Below are 24,946 nucleotides of genomic sequence, written 5' to 3'. Positions count from 1 at the left end.
CACCATCAGTCGTAACGAGAGAGTTTAAGGAGAGGTACGCATCGCTCGGTGTCACCGATGACGGTACTGATCTGGTTTCTGACGCGAACGGTGGGCAGCGACTTCTTTTCCAGGTTGCAGACCTTGTAGGCGTTGTCGTGCCAGGGGCAGATCACGCTTTGCCCGTCACCCGTCACTTCCCCCATGTGCAGCGGGCCGCCGCGATGGGGGCAGGCTGTCGGCAGCAGTTGAGTCGAATGCGCATGACGCTTGAGAAAGTAGGTTTTCCCGTCCACCGCCACATAGTGGGTATGGCTGAGGTTCAGGCTGATGGCTTTCATGGGGCGGGGTCCTCAAATGGCCGTGACGGTGTAGGTGCAGGAGGGGCTGACGATGCAGGTGCCATGCAGCATGCCCTTGGGAATCACCACGCCTTCCCCGGCCTTGAGCCGCACGGTCAGTTCGGGGCTGGCGACAAAATCCAGCTCGCCGGATTCGACCCAGAACAGCTCGTCGTTGGGGTGGGTGTGCAGCACCGAAAGCTCGTGTTCAGGCTCGGTGATCGTCAGGTCCACCGGCTTGCGGCCATGGAGGGTGCCGGCGTGGGCGCGGTGTTCATCCATCTCGTCATGCCACTTGATATGGGCATAAAGCTCATCGTCGGCGATGTCCTGCAGTAACCGGAACTCCTCAAACCCACGGATAAGGTCGGGGATGATCGCGTTGCCGAATTGTTTGATCATCGGCAGGATCAGGCGTTGCAGGGCCATTCTTCCGTGATGCACATCGATGTGTGAGTGCTCATCGAAGTATTCGGTGGAGACCGCGCCGTTGAAGATCGTCTTGATAGCGCGTGACTGATGCTGGGTGGTCAGGGCCAGTGTGGCTTCGGTGTAGTACATGGCGCCGATATAGCGGAACAGCTCGCCATGGTTGGCCGACACGTAGTGGAAGTAGTTGGTGAGCGACAGCGAGGCGGGGGTATAGAACTGCCAGTAGTGATGCACGTGATGGGACATGTTCATGTCCTTGAGCATGTCTTCAAAAATGGTGCTGTGCTTCTTCTTGTCGATGCCGTAGCCGTATTCGTCGATCAGGATCTTGAACAGCTCACTGGTGTACACGCCGCAGTTACCCAGCACATTGCGCGCCATGGCCGAGGCTTCACTGAGGAAGTCGCCGGCGCATTGCGTCATGAAAAACCGCGCAGCACGTTCGGGATGGCGGCTGGTGGTCAGGACTTCATGGAGCTTGGAGTCGGACCGGGCCACATCGTCCAATACCTTGTCGGTGTGGGCGACGAAGGAGTCCAGGCACCAGGGACCGTTGATGTGAACCTCTTCCTTGAGCCAGTTGTAGAGGTATTGCTCGAGTAGCGGACGAATCTTTTTACCGGACGCGGCATGCTGCGGATCATAAAAATTCTTGAATGCCTTGAGATCCAGTGCCATGGGCGGCTTGGGTAAAAAGACCAAGTCTTGTTCATAGATGTTCAATAACAAGCGTTGCGCCAAAAGATGCTGGCTGTGTGAAAGTTGGTCGCTTGTCAGGCGGGTGCTGATAATTGCATCGGTCACGTCCTGCGGCCTTGAAGGTCGCTGGTAAGGGCTGTCGGTATAAAAGTCGCGAGGTTGAGAAAAGCCAGTTGCACTGCAGTAGTGAGTCAGTGCTTCCGCATCCGAACTTAATACAAAGTGTGCCGCATCATCTGAAAGCTTAGTTGTCCATAACATAAGTAACGCCTTCTCACAGAGTTGTTCGATGGCCAGATGCTATAGCTTTGGTTTTTCTAAAAACAGATTAAAAATCGGGCGCCTGGATAGTGAAATTCACTAAATGTATAGGTGAAGTTTTCTTTGTTGCTACGTGGGTTTGATTTTGCGGAGGGTGGCAACTAAACATGTTCGTCAGCTATTTGCCGGGCAGGCTTGGCCTGTAGCGCAAGGCCTGATTTGGCGCTGGGGGGGCGATCCAACAGGCAAGGGGCAAGCGAGCCCCTCACCGTGCGCGGTGTCAGTTCTCCAGCGCTTGCGCGGCGGTGGCGTTCTGCGTCATTGCAAACAGCCCGCTGCGCAGGTCAGTGCCGCTTGGCTGTTGGTACAGGCTCAAACCGAATTCCGGCAGCACCGCCAGCAGGTAATCGAAGATATCCCCTTGAATCCGCTCGTAATCCGACCACGCCGTGGTGCGGATGAAGCAGTAGATTTCCAGCGGCACGCCCTGGGCGGTGGTTTGCATCTGACGCACCATGCAGGTCATGTTCGGCTGGATGTCCGGGTGGCTTGTCAGGTAAGCCAGGGCATACGCGCGGAAGGTGCCGAGGTTGGTCATGCGCCGGCGGTTGGCCGACAACTGCGCGCTTTGGCCCTGGGCTTCGTTCCAGGCCTTGAGTTCGGCTTGCTTGCGGCTGATGTAGTCGGTGAGCAGGTGGACCTGGGTCATGCGGACTTCTTCATCGTCGCGCAGAAAGCGCACGGCGCTGGCGTCGATGAACAGGCTGCGCTTGATCCGACGCCCGCCGGACGCCTGCATGCCGCGCCAGTTCTTGAACGACTCGGACATCAGGCGCCAAGTCGGAATCGAGACGATGGTCTTGTCGAAGTTCTGCACCTTGACCGTGTGCAAGGTGATGTCCACCACGTCACCGTCGGCGCCGACCTGGGGCATTTCGATCCAGTCGCCCACCCGCAGCATGTCGTTGCTGGTCAACTGCACGCTGGCGACGAACGACAGCAGGGTGTCCTTGTACACCAACAAGATCACCGCCGACATCGCACCCAGGCCGGACAGCAGCAACAGTGGCGAGCGGTCGATCAGGGTGGCGACGATGATGATCGCGCCAAACACGAACAGCACCATCTTCGCCAACTGCACATAACCCTTGATCGAGCGGGTACGCGCGTGTTCGGTGCGCGCATAGATGTCGAGCAGGGCGTTGAGCAGCGCGCTCATGGCCAGCACCACGAACAGGATGGTGAACGCCAACGCCACGTTGCCGATGAACAGCGTTGCGGTCTTGCTCAGGTCCGGCACCAGGTGCAGGCCGAACTGGATCACCAGCGACGGCGTTATCTGCGCCAGGCGGTGGAAGACTTTGTTGTGGCGCAGGTCATTGAGCCAGTGCAGGGCCGGTTGCCGCCCGAGCAACTTGACCGCATGCAGGATGAGGTAACGCGCCGCCCGTCCGAGCAACAGGGCCACCACCAGCAGCACCAGCAAGCCCAGGCTGGAATGCAGCAGGGGATGTTCGTCGAGGGCGCTCCAAAGGTCTTTGACGTTGAGCCAGAGCTGTTTGATATCCATGGGTGAAACCGATTCTTCTGTAAGACAAGACCGGGCGATTAGAGCATTTAAGTGCCGCAACATTGGCGTTACGGACAAACGCCTTAACAAAAAAGCAGCTGATTAGCCCTGTTCGCGTAAAGAAACTCGGTTTGGACGCCCGAAACCGTTACCCTATGCAGCTGATATTTTGTAATTCTTCGAGGTAGCACCCGTGTTTTCCCAATTCGCCCTGCACGAACGCCTGCTCAAAGCCGTGGCCGAGCTTAAATTTGTCGAGCCTACGCCTGTGCAGGCAGCGGCCATCCCGCTCGCGCTCGAAGGGCGTGACCTGCGGGTGACGGCTCAAACCGGGAGTGGCAAGACGGCCGCTTTCGTCCTGCCGATTCTTAACCGCCTGATCGGCCCGGCCAAAGTCCGCGTCAGCATCAAGACCCTGATCCTGCTGCCGACCCGCGAGCTGGCCCAGCAGACCCTGAAGGAAGTCGAACGTTTTTCGCAGTTCACCTTCATCAAGTCCGGCCTGATCACTGGCGGCGAAGACTTCAAGGTCCAGGCCGCCATGCTGCGCAAGGTCCCGGACATCCTCATCGGCACCCCGGGCCGCATGATCGAGCAACTCAACGCCGGCAACCTCGACCTCAAGGAAGTCGAAGTGCTGGTGCTCGACGAAGCCGACCGCATGCTCGACATGGGCTTTGCCGATGACGTGCAGCGCCTGGTGGCTGAATGTGTGAATCGCCAGCAGACCATGCTGTTCTCCGCCACCACCGGCGGTTCGACCCTGCGCGACATGGTTGCCAAGGTCCTGAACAACCCCGAGCACCTGCAGGTCAACAACGTCAGCGACCTGAACGCGACCACGCGCCAGCAGATCATCACCGCTGACCATAACGTCCACAAAGAACAGATCCTCAACTGGCTGTTGGCCAACGAGACCTATCAGAAGGCCATCGTGTTCACCAACACCCGCGCTGCGGCCGATCGCATCTACGGCCGCCTGGTGGCGCAGGATTACAAAGCGTTCGTCCTGCACGGCGAGAAAGACCAGAAGGACCGCAAGCTGGCGATCGACCGCCTCAAGCAAGGCGGGGTGAAGATCCTGGTCGCCACCGACGTCGCCGCGCGCGGCCTGGATGTCGACGGCCTGGACATGGTCATCAACTTCGACATGCCCCGCAGCGGCGACGAATACGTCCACCGTATCGGCCGCACCGGGCGTGCCGGCAACGATGGCCTGGCGATCTCACTGATCTGCCACGGCGACTGGAACCTGATGTCGAGCATCGAGCGCTACCTCAAGCAGTCGTTCGAGCGCCGCACCATCAAGGAAGTCAAAGGCACCTACACCGGGCCGAAGAAGGTCAAGGCGTCGGGCAAGGCCGTGGGCGTGAAGAAGAAAAAAGTCGACGGCAAGGGTGACAAGAAGAAGGCCGGCGCCAAGTCGCCGACCAAGCGCAAGATCGCCAACCGGCCGAAGACCGACAACCTGTCGTTGGTCAGCAAGGACGGCATGGCGCCACTCAAGCGCCGCAAGCCGGAAGCACCAGCTGCCGAGTAAGGCTGGGCCGCTACAAAAAAACCGGACGTTGTCCGGTTTTTTATTGCCTTCGGTTTTTGCATTGGTCGCAGCTTCTTTCCGCCCAGTTGAGGCGGCGAACGTCTGGAAAGTACACAGAAGTGACGCCTGTCCATTCGGCTGAACGGCCAGTGACGTCGCGTGTCACACCTCTAGACGGGTTACTTTCCTTTGGCCCGCAGGAGGAATCAGGATGACGACTTACAACTGGGATCTGATCGAGCGTCTGCTGCATGAAGTGCAGAATGGCGAGGGCAGCTTTGCCCCGCGCAAATACGCCGAGGAGGAAGCCGCTGATAAGGCCACGGCGGGCGAGTCCACCGGCAATCTGGATGCGCTGAAAAAGACCGCTGCGGATTACGAAGCGCTGTTGTTCAAGCGCGGGTTTATCGAGTCGCGGCCAGAGGACGAGGGTGGCAGTGGTGAGAACTTTGTTCTGACGCCGCGAGGTGCCCAATTGCTGGCCTTGATCGACAGCTCAATACCGGGCAACGCTCACCCGCGTGAGGTGCTGGATGAGCAGGTGGATGCGCTGGAACCGGTGACGTTTGATGACGTGGCGTCCAAGGCGGCGATTGCCTGAAGAGCATGTGGGAGCAGTCTTGCTCCCACGTTCTAGTCAGCGGCGGCGTTGAGGCATTTGAGCGCCTTGAAATCGCTGCGCACGCCCGCGATTTTGTGCGTCAATTTCTGGCGTTGTTGTACGCTGCTTTGCGCCATTAGATCCACGATCAGGCTGCGCGCTGCTGTTTCTGTCTGGGCATCAGCCTCCCTGTATTCCGGGGTCCATGCACGTTCCCGGTCCACCAACAATTGTTGCATTTTCTGCGTAAAGTCAGCGTCGTGGCGTTGTTGCACGGCGTCGATGAACTGCGCCTGCCAGCGGGCGCGGTTGTCGATCCACTGTTGGTTCTGGTCACCCAGCTCCGCAGACCAGGCCGCCACGCGTTGCTGCTGGCTGGCGCTGAGCGGCCCGATCCACGTATCGAGGCGCTTGCTCATACGCTCGGCACGCGCCTGGATTTGTCGCGGCAGGGGCGGTTTCAGGTATTCGTCCTGGCGCTTGCGCAGGTCTTTGGCCAGGGCGTCGTTCATGTCCTTGACCTGCTGGTCGTCCAGCCCGCGCAGCAAGTGGACCGCCGACGGGGTGATCGCGCGTGCGATCTCGTTAACCGCCTGTTTGGCTTCGCCGGTACGGCTCTGCAAGGCGCTGTCGCTGACCTGATGGTTGTCGACCATCTGTTGCAGACGGTCGAGCCAGTCCAGATAGCCTGGCAACTGCGTGGTGCAATGCCAGGCCAGGTGTTGCTGGAGTGTGTCGTTGAACCAGCGCTTCTGCCCGGCGTTCATGTCCAGGTAATCATTGAGGGTCCACGGGATGATCACATCGAGATTGCGATAGGCCAAACCCACACGGTTGCAGCCGCCAAGCACCAGGCTCGCGATCACGAATACCAGCAGAAATGTGAGCCGATGCAACATGGGCAGGTCCTTGCGCAGAGGGGTTGATGCATGTGAACCCGCGCTGGGTGCGACAGTTCAGCCCATCAATAAAACGTCCGCGCAGCCTTCAGGGTCAACAACCCATCGCATTGCGAATTGTGTCCGGAGTAGGCCGAGCAGTCGCCGCCATTGAGGCTGGAGTCGCTGTAGATCAGGTCAAGGTCAACGCCCATCCACGCCCTCGAGAATTGCACCGACCAGTCGCTGAAACTGCGGATCGAACCGCCGTCCACCGAGACCGGGCTGCCCAGTTGATGCGTGGTGTACTTCATGCTGACGCCGATGCCGAACGGTTGTGTACCGCCAAGGTCGGCGAACAGGGTGCTGTCCTGGCGGTCGGGGTCATTGCTGAAGGACGCGCCGAAGCGATTGCCCAGCAGGTTCAGGCCGCCATAGAACTCCTGGCTGTCGAGGGGGCTGAGCGAGGGGTAGCTGTAGTGGATCAGTCCCACTTCGTAGCCCAGCGTCTGGTCGAAGGGGTGTTTGAACCCCAGGTACGAGTCGATTTCAAGGTTGCTCGCCGAAGACAGGCCCATGTTCGGTGAGAACTGGCCGACGTACAGGCCGCTGTCGTGGCTCAGGTCGAGGCCGCCGTGGAAGGCGTCGCTGCCCGGCGAGGTCGGCTTGACCAGGCCCTGGGCCATGCTGCGGCTGGGCGTGGTGCCCAATTTCAGATCGAAGTCGCCCAATTCGCGCTGGAAAATTTGCGCTTCGGCCAGTGGGCTCGCGGCGAGGGCACTGAGCAGGAAAATAATCGGTTTGAGCATGCTTCACTCCATGAAAAGCGAGGAGCAGTAACGGAAGAAATCAGGCGGATGCCCGTGCTAGACGCGTGCAAGCATACCGGCGAATGCCAGGCGCTGAGGCCCGTTCGTCGATTTTGTGGAGCAGGGGGTGAAGCAAGAGGGTGTTTCGGACTCTAGTCCTAGCGCCTTGCTGGCAAGACGCTTAGGGACCAGGTGTATTGCGCCGTCAGCTTACTTCTTGCCCAGGCTGATCTGCTTGGACGGGCCGAAAGTCTGGCCGCTCACGCCCTTGGCAATCTGCTGGATTTCGCCACCGGACTTGAGGAACGCAGCGATCTGGCTGTTGATCGACTCGCTGGTTTCGACGGCGGGAGCTGGCTTTGCTTTGCTATTGGATGCTTTTACGCGCATGGCGGCCACTAACCTGTAGAAAATTAACTTGGCCAGGCATAGTACAGGAAATGCTTGACAATTGCTTGGTAAATATCCTCTGGTATTTACTGTGATGGCCGAAACACGCAAAGTTTGTCGTCGAAATAAGCCCCTAACTTGCTGTTTTAACTCGAAACCACGCGGCCTGCCGGGCGCCGCAAGCGCTGCAAAATTCAGCCGACTGATCAGACGAGCGGGGCGCAGCCAGTAGAACGCCATGCGAGCCCGCGATTTTTCAGGCGCGCGCGCGTGCAGGGCGCAACTCGGGTAGAATGCCGCCCACGCAATGAGGGTATTGGAAATGGCTTTAGTCGGGCGCTACAACAGCTTGCAAGTGGTTAAACACACTAACTTTGGTTTGTACCTGGATGGTGCGCAAGACGGTGAAATCCTCTTGCCTAATCGGTATATCCCCAAAGATATTCCCAGTGAAGATGAAGACTGGCTTAACGTATTCATTTACTTGGACAGCGATGACAAACTTATCGCCACCACTGAAAAACCCAAAGTTCAAGTTGGCGAATTTGCCAGTTTGAAAGTCGTCGAAGTCAACAGCATTGGTGTTTTCCTCGATTGGGGTTTGCCCAAGGATCTGTTGCTGCCGTATTCGGAAGAAAAACGTCAATTGACCGCTGGTGAATATTGCGTGGTGCATGTCTATCTCGACAAACACACCAAGCGCATCACCGCCACCGCGCGTCTTGACCGCTACCTCGACAAGACGCCCGCCAACTACGAGGTGGGCCAGGAAGTCGACCTGCTGGTGGCCGAGGCCACGGACATGGGCTTCAAGGCGATCATCAACAACAAGCACTGGGGCCTGATCCACAAGAACGAAGTGTTCAAGTTCCTGCGCCCGGGCAAGGAAGAGAAAGGCTTTATCAAGGAAATCCGCGCCGACGGCAATATCAGCCTGAGCCTGCAGCCGGTCGGCCAGGAAGCGGCCTCCAGCCTCAACTCGAAGATCCTCGCCAAGTTGCGTGAAAACAACGGCAGCTTGCCGGTCAGCGATAAAAGCGACCCGGCGGTGATCAGCAACTTGTTCGGCGTCAGCAAAGGCAACTTCAAGAAGGCCATTGGTGCGCTCTACAAGCAGGGTCAGATTGTGATTCATGCCGATCGCATTGAACTGAGCTGAGTGCGGTTTGCTCTTCTGTAGGCGCAAATCGCTCCTACAGAAGCTGTGCCGATGACCCGTAAATCCTTGTTCTGTCGGCCTACGGCGCAGATGACCTGAGCAACGTGGCCACATTCCTCAGCGCCGCCTAGTGCACAGTCAGGCACCTGTGTGCACAACGGATGTGCAAGTGATTGTGTACAGGATTAAGGCGTGCACCGTTGCTGAGCGGTATACACCGATCTAACTCTCGATACATCCTTTGGCACCCCGGCCCGTGGGGATTGTGTGCCATTGGCACGCATTCTGCTGACTCTCTCGTATACAAACCGTGCCGCCTTCCGTATGCATCCCGTTACGGCAGCGCAGGCGGGTATTTCGAGGAGCCCAGCGATGACCGAACAATTGCCTAAAGGCTACAGCCCGCGCCTGTACAACCAGGACCTGGGCCCACTGCCGCAGAAGTGGACCTGGTACAACATCTTTGCCTTCTGGATGAGCGACGTCCACAGCGTCGGCGGTTACGTCTTCGCTGCCAGCCTGTTCGCCCTCGGGCTGGCCAGTTGGCAGGTGCTGATTGCATTGCTCGCGGGCATTTGCATCGTGCAATTGATCGCCAACCTGGTGGCCAAGCCGAGCCAGCAAGCGGCTGTACCGTACCCGGTGATCTGCCGACTGGCGTTTGGTGTGTTCGGTGCGAATATTCCGGCGGTGATACGTGGCTTGATCGCGGTGGCGTGGTACGGGATTCAGACGTATCTGGCGTCGAGTGCGCTGATCATCGTGGTGCTGCGCTTTTTCCCACAGATGGCCGTGTATGCAGAGCCGCACTTCGCGGGTCTGTCCTATCTGGGCTGGTTTGGTTTCCTCAGCTTGTGGGTGTTGCAGGCGGCCGTATTCTGGGCGGGCATGGAGTCTATCCGGCGCTTTATCGACTGGGCCGGGCCGGTGGTCTATGCGGTGATGTTCGCCCTGGCCGGCTGGATCGTGTGGAAGGCGGGTTGGGCGAATATCAGCTTTACCCTGGCGGAAAAATCCCTGTCGGGCTGGCAGGCTTTTGGCCAGGTGATCGTGGCGACGGCGTTGGTGGTGTCTTACTTCTCCGGACCGACGCTGAATTTCGGTGATTTCAGCCGCTACTGCCGCAGTATGCAGGACGTGCGTCGCGGTAATTTCTGGGGGCTGCCGGTGAATTTTCTGGCGTTCTCTTTGGTGACTGTGGTGATCGTCTCGGGCACCTTGCCGGTATTCGGCGAAATGCTCCACGACCCGATCGCCACCGTTTCGCGTATCGACAACAGCGTGGCCGTGTTGCTGGGTGCCTTTGCCTTTGTCACGGCCACGATCGGCATCAATATCGTCGCCAACTTCGTGTCCCCGGCGTTCGACTTCGCCAACGTTGCGCCGAGCAGAATCAGTTGGCGCGCCGGCGGCATGATTGCTGCTGTGGCTTCAATCTTTATCACCCCGTGGAACCTGTTCAACAACCCGCTGATGATCCACTACACCCTGGACATACTCGCCGCGTTTATCGGGCCGTTGTTCGGGATTCTGCTGGTGGACTTCTACCTGATCAAAAAACAGCAGATCGACGTGGACGCGCTGTTCGACGACAGCCCGAGCGGGCGCTACTACTTCGACGGTGGCGTGAACTGGACGGCGGTCAAGGCTCTGGTGCCGGCGACGCTGGTGGGCGTCGCGATCACTTTCACCCCGGCATTGCAGGGCATGGCCAACTTCGCCTGGTTTACCGGCTGTTTCCTGGGTGGGCTGTTTTTGCTGGTGCTCGCTCGACGCGAACAAGTTCGCGTGCCAACGCCGCTGATTGCTGGCTGACCGTCGTAGCGGGGCGCAGCAACACCGCGCCCGCCATTAGCAGCCCGCAACCGGCAATCACCAGCGCCGGTTGCAGGCCGTCGCTCAGGTGATTGCTCACCGATGCGAGCAACGGGCCGCTCAGTTGACCGATGGCAAAGCAGGCAGTCAGCACCCCGGTGCTGCGCTGATAGCCGTGAGGCGCCACCTCCCGCAAGCGCGCCATCACCAACTGCATACAGGCCAGAAAAGGCCCGCCGCACAGCAACACGCCCAGCGCCAGACCCCAGCCGTTGCCGAGCAAGCAGGCAAACACGCCCGCCGCTTGCAGCCATAAGGTTGTCATCAGCCAGCGACGGGTTATGTTCGCGGCCTTGCGGCGCAGGCTCGCCACGACCACGCCGAGCGCAGCCGCCAGGCCAAAGCATGGCCAGAACAGGTCTGCCTGCCAGGCGCCCTTGAACTGCGCGCTGGCCATCTGTGACAGAAAGGTCGCCGGAATGATGTAGCCAAGGCCGAACAGAAAATAAATCCAGCCCAGGTGCGCGATGCTCGCATTGCTGTCCGCGCCGCTGATGGGCGCGTCAGTGAGGCTCGGTCGAGGCAGGAAAGGCAGGATCGCCAACAGCATCAGCAGCGCCACCCCGCCATAGACCAGCCACAGTGTTGCGGAGCTTTGCCGTAGCAGGTTCGAGCCTAGCGCCAGCAGGCCGGTCAACAGAATCCCCAGGCCCGGCCCGGCAAACACCAGGGCGCCCAAGCGTGGCCGCCCGGCGGCAATCGCCAGCGGTTGGCTGAGGCTGGTGATCATCACCAGTGCCCAGGCGCTGGCCACGCCGGTGCCGAAGCGCAACAACAGGTGCGGCCAGAACCCATGGGCCCAGTACGACGCCAGGGTCAGCAGCACGCACAACCACAACCCGCCGTACAAACGGGCGCGCACATGGCGATGGCTGCGGGCAAAAGTTGAATCCACCGCACCGACGAAGTAGCCCAGGTAGTTGGCGGCAGCGATCAGCCCGGCACCTGTCAGGTCGATCTGTCCTTCGCTCAGCAAATGCGGCATTTGCGGGGTGAGGGCGAAGCGGCCAATGCCCATGGCCATCATCAGGGCGATAAAGCTGGCGAGGAGGCGAGTCAACGGCGACATGTGCAAGGTTTCCTGCGGGAAAGCGAATGACGTGCAGGCTAAGGTGGATTGATGTTCTGTAAAATTGAATAATAGTGATCAACTTGTTCAGTTTTGGAGAAAGGTATGGAGTTCAGTCAATTGCGCATTTTCCAGGCCGTGGCGGAAGAGGGCTCCATCACCCGCGCTGCCGAGCGTTTGCACCGCGTGCCGTCGAACCTGTCGACCCGGCTCAAGCAGATGGAGGAACAACTGGGCGTCGAGTTGTTCGTCCGTGAACGTCAACGCCTGCAGCTTTCCCCGGCGGGCAAAGTGTTGCTGGACTACAGCACCCGTCTGCTGGCGCTGCACGACGAAGCCCACGGTGCCGTGCAAGGCGGGCAACCGGCCGGCGACTTTGTGCTGGGCAGCATGTACAGCACCGCCGCGATTCACTTACCGAAACTGTTGGCGCGCTACCACAAGGCGTATCCGCTGGTGAATTTGCAGGTGCAGTCGGCGCCCAGCGGGGAGCTGCTGGAAGGCTTGATCACCGGGCGTCTTGACGCTGCGCTGGTCGACGGCCCGCTGACCCTCGCGACGCTGGACGGTGTGCCCTTGTGCGACGAAAAGCTGGTGCTGATTTGCGAAGCCGACCACCCACCGGTACACGGTCCTCAGGATGTGGCCGGCCGTGCGGTGTTCACCTTCCGACGCAGTTGTTCCTATCGCCGGCGTTTGGAGACGTGGTTTTCCCACGAGCGCGTGGCCATGGGCCGCGCCATTGAGATTGAGTCTTATCAGGGCATGCTCGCCTGTGTGATCGCCGGTTCCGGCGTGGCCCTGATGTCCGAATCCATGCTCGACAGCCTGCCAGGCAAGGACAGTGTGTCCGTTCATCCCCTATCTGGGCCTTTTGCCACTGCGACCACCTGGCTGATGTGGCGAAAGGGTATGCTCGGCGCTAATCTCAACGCATGGATCGAACTGCAGCGCGAAGGTCAGGCAGAGTCGCCGCAAGATGCCTGTGCGATTGCCTGAACGATCCGTCGGCATTTGAATCAATTCAGTAATAGTTCGTTGTGGTTTCGTTGAAGCAATACGTAGGAGTTAGGGCTACTATCTGTAGGAAGAGGCGAACGAATTCCCGCCGACCGGCACTACCCTCAAAGGGGGCAATCATGAAAGAGAAAATCCAAAACTGGCTCCACGACCTTGGCGTTGCGCTGGGTCTGATCGAGCCCCCGCTGCAGCCGGTGCCCATTCGCACGGATGATGAGCAACGTCGTCCACGTCGGCGGTAAACCGCAGCCGCTGGAATGCCGCAGAATTAATGTAGGCGCGGGCTTGTGTAGGAGCGAGCAAACCCGCCCCCACCCTGTCTTGTACGCCACGCAAAAAAAACGGGTGCGACATCCGACGTCGCACCCGCTGAAGAAAACGTGATAGGCCAGGTGTTTGTTCAGGCCGCCCGAGCTGGCACCGTTTCAGGCCGGCGCGACAACAGGCTCACCCCGACAAAACTCACCAACGCCACCGCCAGACTGTAGTAGATCGGCGTGTTCGCGTCCAAGCCATCCTTGAACATGAACACCAACGCGGTCACAAAGCCCAGGGTCATGGACGTAATCGCCCCTGAGGTCGTCGCGCGCTTCCAGAAAATCGCCCCGATCAGCGGGATCAGCATGCCCCCCACCAACAGGTTGTAAGCCAGGGTCAGGGCGCTGATCACATCGTTCACCACCAGGGCGATGCCCAGTACCGCGATACCAGTCAGCATCGTGAACAGGCGGTTGATGTTCAGGCTCGACTGCTTGCCGCCGCGCAAACGTGGCAGCAGGTCTTCGGTCAACACGGTGGACGCCGCCAGCAAGCCGGCGCTGGCCGTCGACATCATCGCCGCCAACGCTGCCGCAATCACCAACCCACGAATGCCATCGGGCAGCGACATTTTAACGATCGCGGCAAACGCGTTGTTGACGTTATCCAGATCGGGGATCAGCACATGGGCCGCCATGCCGATCAACGCACAGGCCAGGCCGTAGAGAATGCAGTAGAAGCCGGCGAAGGTGCCTGCGTACTGGGCGACTTTTTCGTCACGGGCGGTGAACACCCGTTGCCAGATGTCCTGGCCGATCAGGATGCCGAAAAAGTAGATCATGAAGTAGGTGATGATCGTGTCCCAGCCGATCGCGGTGAAGCTGAAGCTCGACGCTGGCAGCTTGGCCACCAGTTCGTCCCAGCCGCCGACACGGTACAGGCAGATCGGCAGCAGGATAAACATCAGGCCGACGGTCTTGATCACGAACTGCACGATGTCGGTCAGGGTCAGCGACCACATGCCGCCGATGGTCGAGTACACCACCACCACGCCACCGCCGAGCAGCACCGAAATCCAGAAGGGCAGGCCGAACAGCACCTGCAGCACGGTGCCGATGGCCAGGATCGAGGTCACGCCGATCATCAGCGCGTAGGCCAGCATGATCACCGCACTCGCCTGGCGGGCCATGGGGTTGTAGCGTTTTTCCAGGACCTGGGTGACGGTGAAGATTTTCAGCTTCAGCAACGGTTTGGCCAGGAACAGGTTCAGCGCAATGATCCCCATGCCCAGCGCTGCGCACAGCCAGAAGCCGGAGATGCCGTGCACATAACCCAGGCGCACGGTGCCGACGGTGGACGCGCCGCCCAATACCGTGGCGGCCATGGTGCCCATGTACAGCGACGGGCCGAGATTGCGCCCGGCGACCAGGTAGTCTTCGTGGGTCTTGGCGCGGCGCATGCCGTAATAGCCGAGCACGAGCATGCCGGCGGCGTAGAGGAGTACGACGAATAAATCCAAAGCCATGATGGCGGGTCTCCGATTATCTTTTTTATGGAAATCAGGCGGCTTTTTGCAGCGCCGGTTCAGCGCGCACGTCCGTGCGTTCGCTGCGCGGATCGGTAGGGCCGTACACGGCAGCCGGTTCCGGGAACAGGCGCAGCAAGCTCAGGTACACCACCGAGGCCAGCCCCAAGGTCACCGGCAGGCTGATATCGATGCCCTCGGCGAGGTTGCCCAATGGCCCGACAAACTGCCCCGGCAGGTTGACGAAGCACAGCCCCACCAACGCGCTCGGAATCCAGGCCCCCAGGCCGCGCCAGTTCCAGCCGTGGCTGAACCAGTAGCGCCCGCCGCGTTCGCCGCGGGTAAATACTTGCAGGTCGTCCGGACAGTAGAAGCCGCGACGCACGATCAGACCGATGATCATCATCACCATCCACGGGGTGGTGCAGGTGATGATCAGCACCGCGAAGGTCGACACGCTCTGCACCAGGTTGGCGGCGAAACGTCCGATAAAGATGAAGGCAATCGACATCAGCCCGATCAGCAGCGTGGCCTTGACCCGCGACAGCAGACGCGGGAACACGCTGGACATGTCCAACCCCGTGCCATACAGCGACGTGGTGCCGGTGGACATGCCGCCGATCACCGCGATCAGGCACACCGGCAGGAAGAACCAGCTCGGCGCCACCGCCAGCAGACCGCCGACGTAGTTGTTGGCCGCGATGTAGTCCGGTGCCTTGACCGCGACGATGGTCGCGGTGGCCAGGCCGAACAGGAACGGGATCAAGGTGGCGATCTGTGCCGCGACCACCGCCAGCATGATGCGCATTTTCGGTGTTTCACGCGGGATATAGCGCGACCAGTCACCGAGAAACGCGCCGAAGGAGATCGGGTTACTCATCGCCACCAGCGCCGCGCCGATAAACGCGGCCCAGAAGCCGCTCTGGCCGAGGGCTACGCTGCCGGCGAAGTGGCTGTCGAAGGTCGGCGCGAACGCGAAGATCCCCAACAGAAACAGCAGGCTCGCCGCCCATACCGCGATGCGGTTGACCCACAGCATGAAGCGAAAGCCGTAGATACACACCGTCAGCACCAGGATGGCAAACACGCCGTAGGCCAGGCCCAGGGCCAGGTCGGTTTCCGGCAGGCCGATCAGCCGCTTCGCACCGCCGACCAGTGCATCGCCCGAACTCCACACCGACAGTGAGAAGAAGGCAATCGCCGTCAGCAATGACAGAAACGAGCCGACAATCCGCCCATGCACACCGAAGTGCGCCCCGGACGACACGGCATTATTGGTGCCATTGATCGGCCCGAACAGGCCCATGGGCGCCAGGATCAGCGCACCCACCAGCACGCCCAGCACAATCGCCCAGACACCGGCCTGGAACGACAGGCCGAATAGCACCGGAAAGGCGCCCAGCACCGCCGTGGCAAAGGTGTTGGCACCGCCGAAGATCAGGCGAAACAGATCCTTGGGCCCGGCGCTACGTTCGTGGTCCGGGATCTGTTCGACCCCGTTGGTTTCTATCTTGCGAATACTGTTTTCGTTGTTTTTATTATTCATGATCAGCTCCGATCACATTGGCTAAGGGGGCGGCAGCCCTTCCGGCATAGCGGACAAATGTTCGTGACAGGCCAGCCACAGGCCTTGTTTTTGTTGTACGTCCAACCCTTGTCGTGTGAAGACAATGGTCTCGCGTTCCTGGCTATTGAATTGCTCCCCGTTCATGCGCAGCTCGGTGGCCACGTCATGCATAAAAATCGCCACATCACCCTGCAGGCTGACAACGGCGTTGCTCGAGATGCAGGACAGCACCTCGAACCCCTCGTCCCGGCGCCAGCTGTCCCACAACGCCTGGTAGGCATCGCGACTGAGCAGCGGCTGGGGCAGGGTGTAGAACACGAAGCTGGCGTCGGCGCTGAATGCGCCGAAGTAAGCCTCGCGGTCGTTGCGTGCGAAGGCCGACACTAGGTCGGCCGCCGCTTTCAACACCTCATGGGTGCTCATCAGCGGTGCACCACACCGGGCAGTACGCAAAGCATTTCGTACAGCAGGTTGGCGCCCAGCAGCGAGGTGTTGCCGGTGGTGTCGTAAGGCGGCGAAACTTCTACCAGGTCGCAACCAATCAGGTCGAGGCCCTGGCAGCCACGGATGATTTCGATCGCCTGGATGGTGGTCAGCCCGCCGATTTCCGGGGTGCCGGTGCCGGGCGCCCAGGCGGGGTCGATACCGTCGATATCAAAACTCAGGTACACCGGGCCACCCCCGACTTTTTCGCGTACTTCGGCCATCAACGGCGCGAGGGAGTGGTGCCAGCATTCTTCGGCCTGCACCACGCGAAAGCCCTGCTTGCGGCTCCAGTTGAAGTCTTCGGCGGTATAGCCCTGGGCGCGCAGGCCGATCTGTACCACGCGGTCGCAATCGAGCAAGCCTTCTTCCACCGCACGGCGGAAGGTGGTGCCATGGGCGATTTTCTCGCCGAACATATGGTCGTTGACGTCGGCATGGGCATCGATGTGTACCAGCCCGACCTTGCCGTGCTTTTTGTGGATCGCCCGCAGGATCGGCAGGGTGATGGTGTGGTCGCCGCCCAGGGTCATGGGGATCACGTTGTGCTCGAGGATCTCGTCGTAGGCTTCTTCAATGATGCGCACGGCGTCGAGCAGGTTGAAGGTGTTGATCGCCACGTCGCCGATGTCGGCCACCGACAGCGAGTCGAACGGTGCGGCACCGGTGGCCATGTTGTACGGGCGGATCATCACCGATTCGGCGCGGATTTCCCGCGGGCCGAAGCGGGTGCCGGCGCGCAGCGAGGTGCCGATGTCCAGCGGCACGCCGATAAAGGCCGCGTCCAGGCCCTTGGCCGATTGCAAATGGGGAAGACGCATCATGGTGGCGATGCCGGCGAAGCGCGGCATTTCGTTGCCGCCCAGTGGTTGGTGGAAAATCTTGTCCACGGGATTGCCTCATCGTGTTGTGTTTATTAGTGGCCGATTCTGCGAAAAGCCCGGGGTAGGAAGAATCGCTAGGGGTAAATACTTAGTTCAGATTTTTCTAAACTAATGCCGGCAGGTAGACTGCTGCGATCACCTCCCCGGAGCCGACCATGGCCAACGCCTTGCCCGACCTGAAACTCCTGCGCATCTTCGTCAGCATCGTGCGCCACCAGGGGTTCGCCAATGCGCAGCACGAACTCAACCTCTCGACCTCGGCGATCAGCACCTATATGAGCCAGCTCGAATCGGCGTTGGGCCTGGTGCTGTGCCATCGCGGCCGGGGCGGGTTCAGCCTGACCAGCAAGGGCGAGCTGTTCCATCAGGAAACCCTGCGGCTACTGGGCGAGCTCGAAGGCTTCGAGCAATACGCCGCCGCGCTCAAAGGCGAACTGCGTGGCACGCTCAAGCTCGGCGTGCTCGATTCCACCGTCAGCGACAAGGCCCTGCCGTTCGCCGAGGTGATCGGCGCCTACAGCCTGGAACACCCGGCGGTGCACCTGCATTTGTCGGTGCTGAGCCCTTACGAACTGCAACTGGGCGTGCAGGACAACCGCCTGGACCTGGCCATCGGCGCGTTTTCCAACCGCATGAGCGGGCTGATCTACATGCCGCTGTACCGTGAACAACACTGGTTGTATTGCAGCACCCGGCACCCGCTGTTCAATGAGCGGCGCATCCCTGAACAGGTGATCACCCAACAACGCATGGTCGGACGCGGCTACTGGAGCCAGGCGGAGCTGGCACGCCATGGCTTCAAGCACAGCGCCGCCACCGTGGAAAGTATGGAGGCGCAACTGATCCTGGTGTTGTCCGGCGCCTACATCGGCTACCTGCCCGAGCACTACGCCCAGGCGTGGGCCGACAAGGGCGACCTGCGGGTGCTGCTGCCGGCGACCTTCGGCTACCAGGCGCCGTTCTCGATGATCATGCGCCGTGGCCGTAGCCGTGAACCGCTGATCCAGACCTTTCGCGACTTGCTCAAAACCCAGCTCAACCAGGCCTGAAAAACCATGTCCAGACCCCAATGCTCCCGTTGCCTGCGGCCCGCCAGCCATTGCCTGTGCGCGCTGATCCCCAGCCTCGACAGCCGCACCCGCGTGTTACTGCTGCAGCACCCGAGCGAGGTCAACCATGCGCTCAATACCGCGCGGCTGGCGGCGTTGGGCTTGAAGAATGCGCAGTTGGTGGTGGGCGAGGTATTCGATGATCTGCCGAGCTTGTTGAACCCGCCTGGTTATCAGGCGCGCCTGTTGTTTCCCGCTGACGATGCCCAACCGCTGCAGGCGTATGGGCCGGGTGACGAGCCGTTGTTGTTGGTGGTCCCCGACGGCACCTGGCGCAAGGCGCGCAAGCTGTTGCACCTCAACCCGCTGCTGGCGGCGCTGCCCAGGGTGACGCTGGCCGCGGGCGCCGTCTCGCGCTACCGGCTGCGCAAGGCGCCGGGCCCCGGTGCGTTGTCGACGGTAGAGGCGATTGTGCAGGCGTTGCAGGTGTTGGAGGCGCCGACATCGTTCGAGCCGTTGCTCAACCCCTTCGATGCGTTGATCGAGGGCCAGATCGCGGCGATGGGGCCGGCGGTTTTCGACAAGAACCACAGCTGATCCATGGCGCTACATAGCTACCTGAGAGGCTGACGGCGAGGCGCTAGGCTGAGCTTTTCAGGAGCGACACCATGGGCGAGCCGATTAACCCCGCGCCGCAGAACGAACTGACCGATTTTATCGCGCAGCAGCGCGCGCCCTTGATGGCTGGCCCGGAGTGGTCGGCCTTGCAAGCCCTGGATGCCTTGAGAACCGAGTTCGACGGCCTTCTGGGCGTGCTAAACCTCGCAGAACAACGCGAGTACGTGAGCCTGCAAAGGGCCTGGATCGATGCTCAGCACACCCTGGAGCGCGACATTCGACAATTCACCGTTGCGTTCGAAGAACACGCCATGGCGTCGTTGCGCAGTGAATTGAAAGCCCTGACCGGCCAGGACATCGACCCTACGGTAGCGAAGATCCATACCCGTTACCTCAAGCCGTCCGGTCGAGTCCGGCGCGAATTTAAAGGCGATGAGATCCTGGTCTCGCACGTGACCCTATGGGACGCCGCCTGTATGAACTATGACGGCCTGACCGGTTGGAGCTACCCCGGCCGCACCGGCCTGGCCGATGCCAGTTACCTCGACCAGGGCGTCAATGCGACCGCCAGCGATTTCATTGCGCTGGTGCGCCGGCTCGATCTCGGCGGGCAACTGCGCGACCATCTCGACCAGGCGTTGCAGGCCAACGCTTCGCTGGGCAGCGGCATCATGCGGTTAGCCAATGCCGAGTTTGCGTTTGCCCTCATCGACGCCTTGAGAGACACCAAAGCCAGCCGCGTCGACCGGGACAAATACCAGCAGGTGAAACGTGCGTTGGCGGGAGAGGCGCGCTGGGAGCACGTAGAGGAAATGCTGTTGTTCGTGCCCCATGGGACGGACAACGTCAGTTGGCTGCCACAATCGATCGGCTTTGTCGGGCAGTACGTCGGCAAGCCTCCCGGCGACAGCTTGAGCATTCCCCACATCGTGTTTTCCGTCAGCGGTTGCAAGGGGGCCTTCAGTTTTATCCCGAATCGCCCCGGCGGGTCCCTGCGTCATCACGACAGCCATCGGGAAGCCTGCGAGGTGTTTCATGCGCAGTTTCATTCGGCCTACCGCGAGGGGCAGACCGGTTGGCTGTACCAGATCATGTGTCTGAGTGACTGTGCGCGGCTCAAGCAAATCGCCCAGACCGCGCAGCCGCGTCGCGACCTTGAGGGCTTGGAAAAGCTGGTCGACTGGCTGGCCCGAGCGATTCCGAAAGTCGATATCGTCGACAAGGTCGGCTATGTGCGCAACGCCGTGCAAAAGGTCCCGCCGGTGAGCTTGAACGATTTCTATCTCAAGCGCAGTCGCGCCAATCTGCAAGAACTGGCCCACCAGACGCCCGGGTTTATGTCCACGATGCTTGAGCTGTTCCAGACCCTCATCAGTGAAATTCTCGATGTGCTGTTGATCCCGGTGCCGGGGGCGTTGAAAGGGTTGGGGCGGGTAAGGGCCTTTGCGATGTTCGTGGCGATGGAGCAAGCGCTGGTCGAAGGTGGGCAGCGGGCGCTGCTGGGTGAGCCGGTCGAGTTGGTCCAGGGGTTTGCCGACCTTGCCGATTTGCTGATCAGTGGCCGATTGCATACTCGTTTGGCGCGCAGCGTGCAGCGTCGCCATCAGCACTTGTATCAACGCTTGTCCCGGCAGCACGGTGCAGGGCCAGAGCATCGGCAGCTGACGAGCCCGCAGGTGCTCGAAAGAATGCTCGGCAGTCAGGACGTACCGCTACGGGACATTGAGGTTGTCCTCGAAACGAGCGCTACCTCGGCGCAGACCTTGAGCCAGGTATGGGAGGGCGCGCCCGCGTCGGCGTCCCTGGTCGACGCGGTGCATCGGTTGCGCGCCGACCGGCTGATCGATTGGGTGGCCACGGCCGACCCCGAACGCCCCGCGCCGATCGACGCGCTGGACGTCATGGCGCCGCTGCTCACCCAACTGCAGGGTTGGCCGGTGGAGACCTGCTTGAGCATTGAAAACCATCAGGGCCTGGAGGTGCGTCGCTACAGCAAACAGGCAACGCGCGCGACAACCGCGGTGGTCACGCTGACCGCGCTGGAAAACCATGCGTTCGCCTATGCCACGCCGCGCCGCTTCACCGCCCATCCGGCACAGGCTATCGTGGCGTTGTTGCCGACGCTTGTTTCAGGGGGCGTGCAGGTGCTGTGCCAGCAATTGGCGACTAAAGCCAGGGCCTTGAGGATCGACCTGTTTGACGCGCTCACGCGGTTTGCCCAGACCCGGCGTACTGACGCAGCGGGCGCGAGTGCGTCGGTGCTCAGCTTGTTGCCCGACCGTGTCAACCTCGATCAGCCCGTACCGGCGGTGATTGCCCAACTACGGACCTTGCACCCCGAATTGAGCCTGGCGCGGCTGCTGGAGGTGTTGCGCGAACACCCGTTATCGGCGCATCAGCAGACCCAATTGCTGCAGTCGCAACTGCAACCCGAGGCACTTTACGACGCATTGCGCGCCGCGCGCCAGGTGGCGCGCCGCGAAGCCATCGTCGATGGTCTGTTTCATCCGCGCCGGTATGCCCGGCAAACCCAGGACTGGGCCGCGCATTTCGCCCACAGCGTGCTGCGCGACGGCAGCGCCCAGGCGTTGCTCGTCAGCCCGGCCACGCGAGCGGTGCCCTATGTTTCGCAGGGGGCGCAAGACCGCAGCGTGGTGATCATTGATCAGGACCAAGGACGATTTTCACCGTATTACCACCGTGAGTCGCGCACCGGCGCCATGCTGAGCGGCGCCAACGCTTTCTATCTGGCGATCATGCGTCAGTTGTCCGACGATGAGCAGCGTCGACTCGGGTTGGATGCGCAGCACCGCGTCGCCGATTTTCGCAATCAGGTCGCTCGCGCCCTGTTGCGCCATCGTGCGCCGGACGGCTCGTTTTATCCCGACCGGCGCGACATCGCGCACTACGTCAGTCACGTCGATACGGCCCATATCGCCGCAGAGCCCGATGCCCTTGGCCTTTACCGTCAGGGGACGGAGCGCTACCTGCGGCTGGACGATGCCTATTTCAAGGTGGCGGAGCAGCCATGGCGCATCGTACACCCGTCCCTGAACGATGCGTATTCCCCGTTGTTGAGCCACAACGGCGCCGGCGCCTGGCGGCATGAATGGGAAAACCCGCTGACGTGGGACGGGCACAAGGCGTTCCAGCGTCTTGGCCCGTTTGCCCGCGCGTTGCCGGCGGATGCCATCGAGCAGATTCAGCGGATCAGCGGGGTGACAGCGGACATCCTGCGCCGGATACATACAGGCAATGAACGCCCGCCGGTGGCCGTGCTGGAAACCCTTGAGCGGTTCACGCTTCATCAACGGGTCAGCAGCGGCGTGGACGCGGGGCGGGACTTTTTCGACAGGGTGCTCGGTGAGGTCGGCAACGAAAGCGCCGAGGCGTTGGTGGGGCAGGCGGGGGGCAGCCGTGTCGAGCAAGTCGCGCTGATCGAGGCCAAGGTGGCGCGCGACCGGCCCCACATGGAGCGCCTGTTTTTCAAGGCGCTGAGCCCAAAACAGGCGCCATCGAGCGATCCGTTGGCGCAGGTGCTGCAGCGCGATTTTCCTAGTTTGACGGCGGCACTGGCCGAAGAACTGGTGCGCGACATCACCGCGCAGGAGCGCCTCAGCCTGCAGGCCGGCCGCATCCCCTTGAGCCTGATGTCGGCCGTGCGTTGGCGGGTGAGTGCGGCGCGCAAGATCAGGGCGCTGCAGGGATTGTATCTGCCGGCTGCAGCAAGTGAAGAGACCTCAAGACTGATCCTGCAAACATTGCCGGACATCGACGGATGGCCGAGCCACCTGCGGGTCGAGGTGTGGGAGCGCGGTCGCCTGATCGATAGGATCGGCCCGGTCGACGCTGCGCTCAGACGGATACTGGAACCGGTCGACGTGGATTATCAGGCCTACATTCTTCTCGCGAACGGTGAGCGGCAACCGACGGGGCGTCCTGGGGCGTTCCTGGCTGTGCTGCTGGACGCATTACCGTCGATTGAACGTGACGCCCTGCACTACACCCACGATGCGCTGCGCCAGGAGATCGAACAGCGTTCGCAACACACGCTCAGCCGGTTCGACCCACAGCGACGCCCCTGGTACATCCCGCCGCAGCGCCTGGCGGATGGGCGCGTGGGTTACCCGCTGAGCGGCGGTGAGCATTGGGGACCGGTGGACCGTGAACAGGTCGCCCGGCTGCGGCAGTTGTTTCCAACGAAAACCGATGAGCAGGCCTTCGAGCTGCTCAATAACCTGAGTGATTCCGTTCAGGAGCGGGAAGCCTCGATCAACTTCATGTTCAAAGAGCGCGCCGTCTTGAATGACAACCTTGACCGATGGTGCCTGCTGGGGAAGCCCGAGCACTTGTCCGCACAACGTGAGGCGGCTGCGCGCATTCGGCGTTGCTGGGCTAAAGAAGACTCCATTCGCGGGATACCGTATGAACTCGTCCTGGATGACTTGGCATTGAGTGACTTGCCGACGCTGGGCGCCTATTTCGGCCATGTCGAAGTGTTGAGCCTGAAAAATAATCGGCTGCAGGCCGTTCCCGCGAGTTTCCTCAGGTGTTTCCCGCAAGTGCGCTGGGCTTTTTTCAATGGCAATCATCTGCAGCGCTTTCCCGTCGGGTTGACACAGCTGGGCTATTTATCGCTGCTCAACCTCTCGAACAATCAGCTCAGGTTTCGACTGGGGGACGTGGAGCGGCTCGCGGACATGACCAGCCTGGTCAAGCTGGATTTATCGGTAAACCCATTGCGGCAGGGGCAACGCTTGAAGCTGCATCAGTTGAAGAAGTTGCGTGTGCTTAACCTGCGCAATACGCAAATTGAAAGCTTGCCCCTTGGCGCCACCAGCTTGCGATCGCTGGAGCGCTTTGATTTGCGTGACAATCGAATATCGGTCTTGACCAGCCTCGATTTGTTTATTTTTCCGAACGTCTATCGCGCGATGAATTTGCAAGGTAACCCGCTTTCACAGGGCTCCTTGCAAGTGATACGCCGCTACCGTGAGGTCCCAGGCCAATCGGATATCGATTTTGGCCTGGACACCCAGCCCACAGCGGCCCCCACGGGCTCCGACAGATGGTTGGTGGTGCTGCCTTTCGATGAGGTTCCCCGCTATAAAGAACTCTGGAAACAACTGCAGAAACGCCAGATGGCGGAAGATTTTTTTGCGCTGCTGGAACGTATCGCTGCCTATCCTCCGCTCGTCGCTCCCGGCTTTCGGGCGCTACGGAACGATCTGACGTACCGTGTGTGGCAGTTGATCGAGAGTGCGATCCATAACGAGCAACTGGCCGTGATCCTGTTTCAGCACCGCTTCGAGCTCAATCGCGGGGTGGATGGCTGGCTGTTATCACTCAACGCGCTGGAGCTTAAGTTCCTACCGATCGAACTGCTCGCCCGCGACGCGGACGGGGATGCCGCGCCACTCCTGAACTATTTTCGAGCGATGCACCGGTTCCGGATCATTGATGTGATTGTGGAGCGTTCCCACGTCACTCCAGAGCCGGAGGCGCAGAGCAGCATTATTCTTGCCTGCCGCATCGCGTTGGCGTACAGCCTGGATTTACCCCTGGGATTCGACGAGCGTTTGGCCAGGACAATGCCAGGCCCCAACGCAGACTTCATCGCCACGACGCACGGCTTCATCGTGGCCGCCGAGGCGGATGTCGACTGGCCGGCTTTATTCGCGCAAGAGGACTACTGGAGGCAATTTCTCATGCGTAAATACCACGCGCGGTTCGACGCGCAACTTGGGCGTTACGATCGAGAAATGGAGCGTGCGCAGGAGGGCGTCGAAAGCGGGGAGATGAGCGAAGGCGCGTATCTGCGGCGGGTGCGTCAGATTCAAGTCATGAGGACACGCGACGAGGAGCAATTGATTGAGCAACTGACACGCGAGGAATGGACCCGCTTCGTGACCGGCTGATTGCGTGCTTATGCCTTTAAG

20 protein-coding genes are annotated in these 24,946 nt (G+C 60.7%); 9 read left to right on the top strand and 11 right to left on the bottom strand.

The window, feature by feature from the left end:
- Positions 1 to 5: 5 nt before the first annotated feature.
- The 3 genes from MOQ67_RS23160 to MOQ67_RS23150 form a co-directional block, all read right to left on the bottom strand.
- On the bottom strand, positions 6 to 320 hold the full coding sequence (locus MOQ67_RS23160; RefSeq protein ID WP_247397386.1) for a Rieske 2Fe-2S domain-containing protein: 315 nt from the start codon (positions 318 to 320) through the stop codon (positions 6 to 8).
- Positions 321 to 332: 12 nt separating this feature from the next.
- Positions 333 to 1,556: an iron-containing redox enzyme family protein gene (locus MOQ67_RS23155; protein ID WP_448675582.1), complete on the bottom strand. Its 1,224-nt coding sequence runs from the start codon at positions 1,554 to 1,556 to the stop codon at positions 333 to 335.
- Positions 1,557 to 1,992: 436 nt separating this feature from the next.
- Positions 1,993 to 3,282 carry a mechanosensitive ion channel family protein gene (locus MOQ67_RS23150; protein ID WP_448675581.1) on the bottom strand — a complete coding sequence of 430 codons (1,290 nt, stop codon included), beginning with the start codon at positions 3,280 to 3,282 and terminating at the stop codon, positions 1,993 to 1,995.
- 193 nt (positions 3,283 to 3,475) lie between these two features.
- On the opposite strand from MOQ67_RS23150, the gene MOQ67_RS23145 reads away from it, so the two are divergent.
- Positions 3,476 to 4,822, top strand: coding sequence for a DEAD/DEAH box helicase (locus tag MOQ67_RS23145; RefSeq protein ID WP_017845291.1), 1,347 nt, complete (start codon positions 3,476 to 3,478; stop codon positions 4,820 to 4,822).
- 211 nt (positions 4,823 to 5,033) lie between these two features.
- Positions 5,034 to 5,423, top strand: coding sequence for a transcriptional regulator (locus MOQ67_RS23140; RefSeq protein WP_253397807.1), 390 nt, complete (start codon positions 5,034 to 5,036; stop codon positions 5,421 to 5,423).
- A 32-nt stretch (positions 5,424 to 5,455) separates the two neighbouring features.
- Here the strand turns inward: MOQ67_RS23140 and MOQ67_RS23135 are convergent, their stop codons facing one another.
- The 3 genes from MOQ67_RS23135 to MOQ67_RS23125 all read right to left on the bottom strand — a co-directional run bounded on the left by MOQ67_RS23135 (position 5,456) and on the right by MOQ67_RS23125 (position 7,500).
- Positions 5,456 to 6,322, bottom strand: a complete 867-nt coding sequence (locus tag MOQ67_RS23135; RefSeq protein WP_321863224.1) for a DUF6279 family lipoprotein — start codon at positions 6,320 to 6,322, stop codon at positions 5,456 to 5,458.
- A 65-nt stretch (positions 6,323 to 6,387) separates the two neighbouring features.
- The gene (locus MOQ67_RS23130; protein ID WP_253397803.1) at positions 6,388 to 7,110 is read right to left on the bottom strand and encodes a TorF family putative porin; all 723 of its coding nucleotides are present in this window, start codon (positions 7,108 to 7,110) and stop codon (positions 6,388 to 6,390) included.
- 210 nt (positions 7,111 to 7,320) lie between these two features.
- A complete protein-coding gene (locus MOQ67_RS23125; RefSeq protein ID WP_003193095.1) occupies positions 7,321 to 7,500 on the bottom strand; it encodes a hypothetical protein in 180 nt (59 codons plus the stop codon).
- A 322-nt stretch (positions 7,501 to 7,822) separates the two neighbouring features.
- Here MOQ67_RS23125 and MOQ67_RS23120 point away from each other — a divergent pair, with 322 nt between their 5' ends.
- Complete coding sequence (locus MOQ67_RS23120) at positions 7,823 to 8,659, top strand: CvfB family protein (RefSeq protein ID WP_253397801.1); 837 nt, start codon at positions 7,823 to 7,825, stop codon at positions 8,657 to 8,659.
- A 372-nt stretch (positions 8,660 to 9,031) separates the two neighbouring features.
- Positions 9,032 to 10,474, top strand: coding sequence for an NCS1 family nucleobase:cation symporter-1 (locus MOQ67_RS23115; RefSeq protein WP_448675580.1), 1,443 nt, complete (start codon positions 9,032 to 9,034; stop codon positions 10,472 to 10,474).
- On the opposite strand, the gene MOQ67_RS23110 is transcribed toward MOQ67_RS23115, so the two are convergent.
- The gene (locus tag MOQ67_RS23110; RefSeq protein WP_448675579.1) at positions 10,386 to 11,603 is read right to left on the bottom strand and encodes a YbfB/YjiJ family MFS transporter; all 1,218 of its coding nucleotides are present in this window, start codon (positions 11,601 to 11,603) and stop codon (positions 10,386 to 10,388) included. The genes MOQ67_RS23115 and MOQ67_RS23110 overlap by 89 nt on opposite strands.
- 105 nt (positions 11,604 to 11,708) lie before the next feature.
- On the opposite strand from MOQ67_RS23110, the gene ptrR reads away from it, so the two are divergent.
- The gene (gene ptrR, locus MOQ67_RS23105) at positions 11,709 to 12,602 is read left to right on the top strand and encodes a putrescine utilization regulator PtrR (protein WP_253397796.1); all 894 of its coding nucleotides are present in this window, start codon (positions 11,709 to 11,711) and stop codon (positions 12,600 to 12,602) included.
- A 140-nt stretch (positions 12,603 to 12,742) separates the two neighbouring features.
- Positions 12,743 to 12,865 carry a PA1414 family protein gene (locus MOQ67_RS23100; protein WP_003193089.1) on the top strand — a complete coding sequence of 41 codons (123 nt, stop codon included), beginning with the start codon at positions 12,743 to 12,745 and terminating at the stop codon, positions 12,863 to 12,865.
- Between the two features lie 158 nt (positions 12,866 to 13,023).
- Here MOQ67_RS23100 and MOQ67_RS23095 read toward each other — a convergent pair whose 3' ends face one another.
- Genes MOQ67_RS23095 through speB form a run of 4 tightly spaced genes read right to left on the bottom strand, consistent with a single transcriptional unit; the run spans position 13,024 to position 17,346 of the window.
- Positions 13,024 to 14,406, bottom strand: coding sequence for a sodium:solute symporter (locus MOQ67_RS23095; RefSeq protein ID WP_253397794.1), 1,383 nt, complete (start codon positions 14,404 to 14,406; stop codon positions 13,024 to 13,026).
- Positions 14,407 to 14,440: 34 nt separating this feature from the next.
- Positions 14,441 to 15,952 carry a purine-cytosine permease family protein gene (locus tag MOQ67_RS23090; RefSeq protein WP_448675578.1) on the bottom strand — a complete coding sequence of 504 codons (1,512 nt, stop codon included), beginning with the start codon at positions 15,950 to 15,952 and terminating at the stop codon, positions 14,441 to 14,443.
- Positions 15,953 to 15,973: 21 nt separating this feature from the next.
- The gene (locus MOQ67_RS23085) at positions 15,974 to 16,396 is read right to left on the bottom strand and encodes a YybH family protein (protein WP_253397791.1); all 423 of its coding nucleotides are present in this window, start codon (positions 16,394 to 16,396) and stop codon (positions 15,974 to 15,976) included.
- On the bottom strand, positions 16,396 to 17,346 hold the full coding sequence (gene speB, locus MOQ67_RS23080; RefSeq protein ID WP_253397789.1) for an agmatinase: 951 nt from the start codon (positions 17,344 to 17,346) through the stop codon (positions 16,396 to 16,398). The genes MOQ67_RS23085 and speB overlap by 1 nt, the downstream gene beginning before the upstream one ends.
- Positions 17,347 to 17,495: 149 nt before the next feature.
- Here speB and MOQ67_RS23075 point away from each other — a divergent pair, with 149 nt between their 5' ends.
- The 3 genes from MOQ67_RS23075 to MOQ67_RS23065 all read left to right on the top strand — a co-directional run bounded on the left by MOQ67_RS23075 (position 17,496) and on the right by MOQ67_RS23065 (position 24,925).
- The gene (locus MOQ67_RS23075; RefSeq protein WP_253397787.1) at positions 17,496 to 18,389 is read left to right on the top strand and encodes a LysR family transcriptional regulator; all 894 of its coding nucleotides are present in this window, start codon (positions 17,496 to 17,498) and stop codon (positions 18,387 to 18,389) included.
- A gap of 6 nt (positions 18,390 to 18,395) precedes the next feature.
- A complete protein-coding gene (locus MOQ67_RS23070; RefSeq protein ID WP_448675577.1) occupies positions 18,396 to 18,986 on the top strand; it encodes a tRNA-uridine aminocarboxypropyltransferase in 591 nt (196 codons plus the stop codon).
- A 71-nt stretch (positions 18,987 to 19,057) separates the two neighbouring features.
- Complete coding sequence (locus tag MOQ67_RS23065; RefSeq protein WP_448675576.1) at positions 19,058 to 24,925, top strand: NEL-type E3 ubiquitin ligase domain-containing protein; 5,868 nt, start codon at positions 19,058 to 19,060, stop codon at positions 24,923 to 24,925.
- Positions 24,926 to 24,946 lie beyond the last annotated feature (21 nt).

The organism is Pseudomonas sp. LY-1 (assembly GCF_053502595.1).
The sequence above is the reverse complement of the archived record's forward strand: the minus strand, read 5'-3'. Positions and strand labels throughout refer to the sequence as shown.

Excerpts from the sequence above, each read along its gene's own strand:
- MOQ67_RS23160 (WP_247397386.1), bottom strand. The coding sequence starts at position 320 with ATGAAAGCCATCAGCCTGAACCTCAGCCATACCCACTATGTGGCGGTG.
- MOQ67_RS23150 (WP_448675581.1), bottom strand. The coding sequence starts at position 3,282 with ATGGATATCAAACAGCTCTGGCTCAACGTCAAAGACCTTTGGAGCGCC.
- MOQ67_RS23140 (WP_253397807.1), top strand. The coding sequence starts at position 5,034 with ATGACGACTTACAACTGGGATCTGATCGAGCGTCTGCTGCATGAAGTG.
- MOQ67_RS23135 (WP_321863224.1), bottom strand. The coding sequence starts at position 6,322 with ATGTTGCATCGGCTCACATTTCTGCTGGTATTCGTGATCGCGAGCCTG.
- MOQ67_RS23130 (WP_253397803.1), bottom strand. The coding sequence starts at position 7,110 with ATGCTCAAACCGATTATTTTCCTGCTCAGTGCCCTCGCCGCGAGCCCA.
- MOQ67_RS23125 (WP_003193095.1), bottom strand. The coding sequence starts at position 7,500 with ATGCGCGTAAAAGCATCCAATAGCAAAGCAAAGCCAGCTCCCGCCGTC.
- MOQ67_RS23120 (WP_253397801.1), top strand. The coding sequence starts at position 7,823 with ATGGCTTTAGTCGGGCGCTACAACAGCTTGCAAGTGGTTAAACACACT.
- MOQ67_RS23115 (WP_448675580.1), top strand. The coding sequence starts at position 9,032 with ATGACCGAACAATTGCCTAAAGGCTACAGCCCGCGCCTGTACAACCAG.
- MOQ67_RS23110 (WP_448675579.1), bottom strand. The coding sequence starts at position 11,603 with ATGTCGCCGTTGACTCGCCTCCTCGCCAGCTTTATCGCCCTGATGATG.
- ptrR (WP_253397796.1), top strand. The coding sequence starts at position 11,709 with ATGGAGTTCAGTCAATTGCGCATTTTCCAGGCCGTGGCGGAAGAGGGC.
- MOQ67_RS23100 (WP_003193089.1), top strand. The coding sequence starts at position 12,743 with ATGAAAGAGAAAATCCAAAACTGGCTCCACGACCTTGGCGTTGCGCTG.
- MOQ67_RS23095 (WP_253397794.1), bottom strand. The coding sequence starts at position 14,406 with ATGGCTTTGGATTTATTCGTCGTACTCCTCTACGCCGCCGGCATGCTC.
- MOQ67_RS23090 (WP_448675578.1), bottom strand. The coding sequence starts at position 15,952 with ATGAATAATAAAAACAACGAAAACAGTATTCGCAAGATAGAAACCAAC.
- MOQ67_RS23085 (WP_253397791.1), bottom strand. The coding sequence starts at position 16,396 with ATGAGCACCCATGAGGTGTTGAAAGCGGCGGCCGACCTAGTGTCGGCC.
- MOQ67_RS23075 (WP_253397787.1), top strand. The coding sequence starts at position 17,496 with ATGGCCAACGCCTTGCCCGACCTGAAACTCCTGCGCATCTTCGTCAGC.
- MOQ67_RS23070 (WP_448675577.1), top strand. The coding sequence starts at position 18,396 with ATGTCCAGACCCCAATGCTCCCGTTGCCTGCGGCCCGCCAGCCATTGC.
- MOQ67_RS23065 (WP_448675576.1), top strand. The coding sequence starts at position 19,058 with ATGGGCGAGCCGATTAACCCCGCGCCGCAGAACGAACTGACCGATTTT.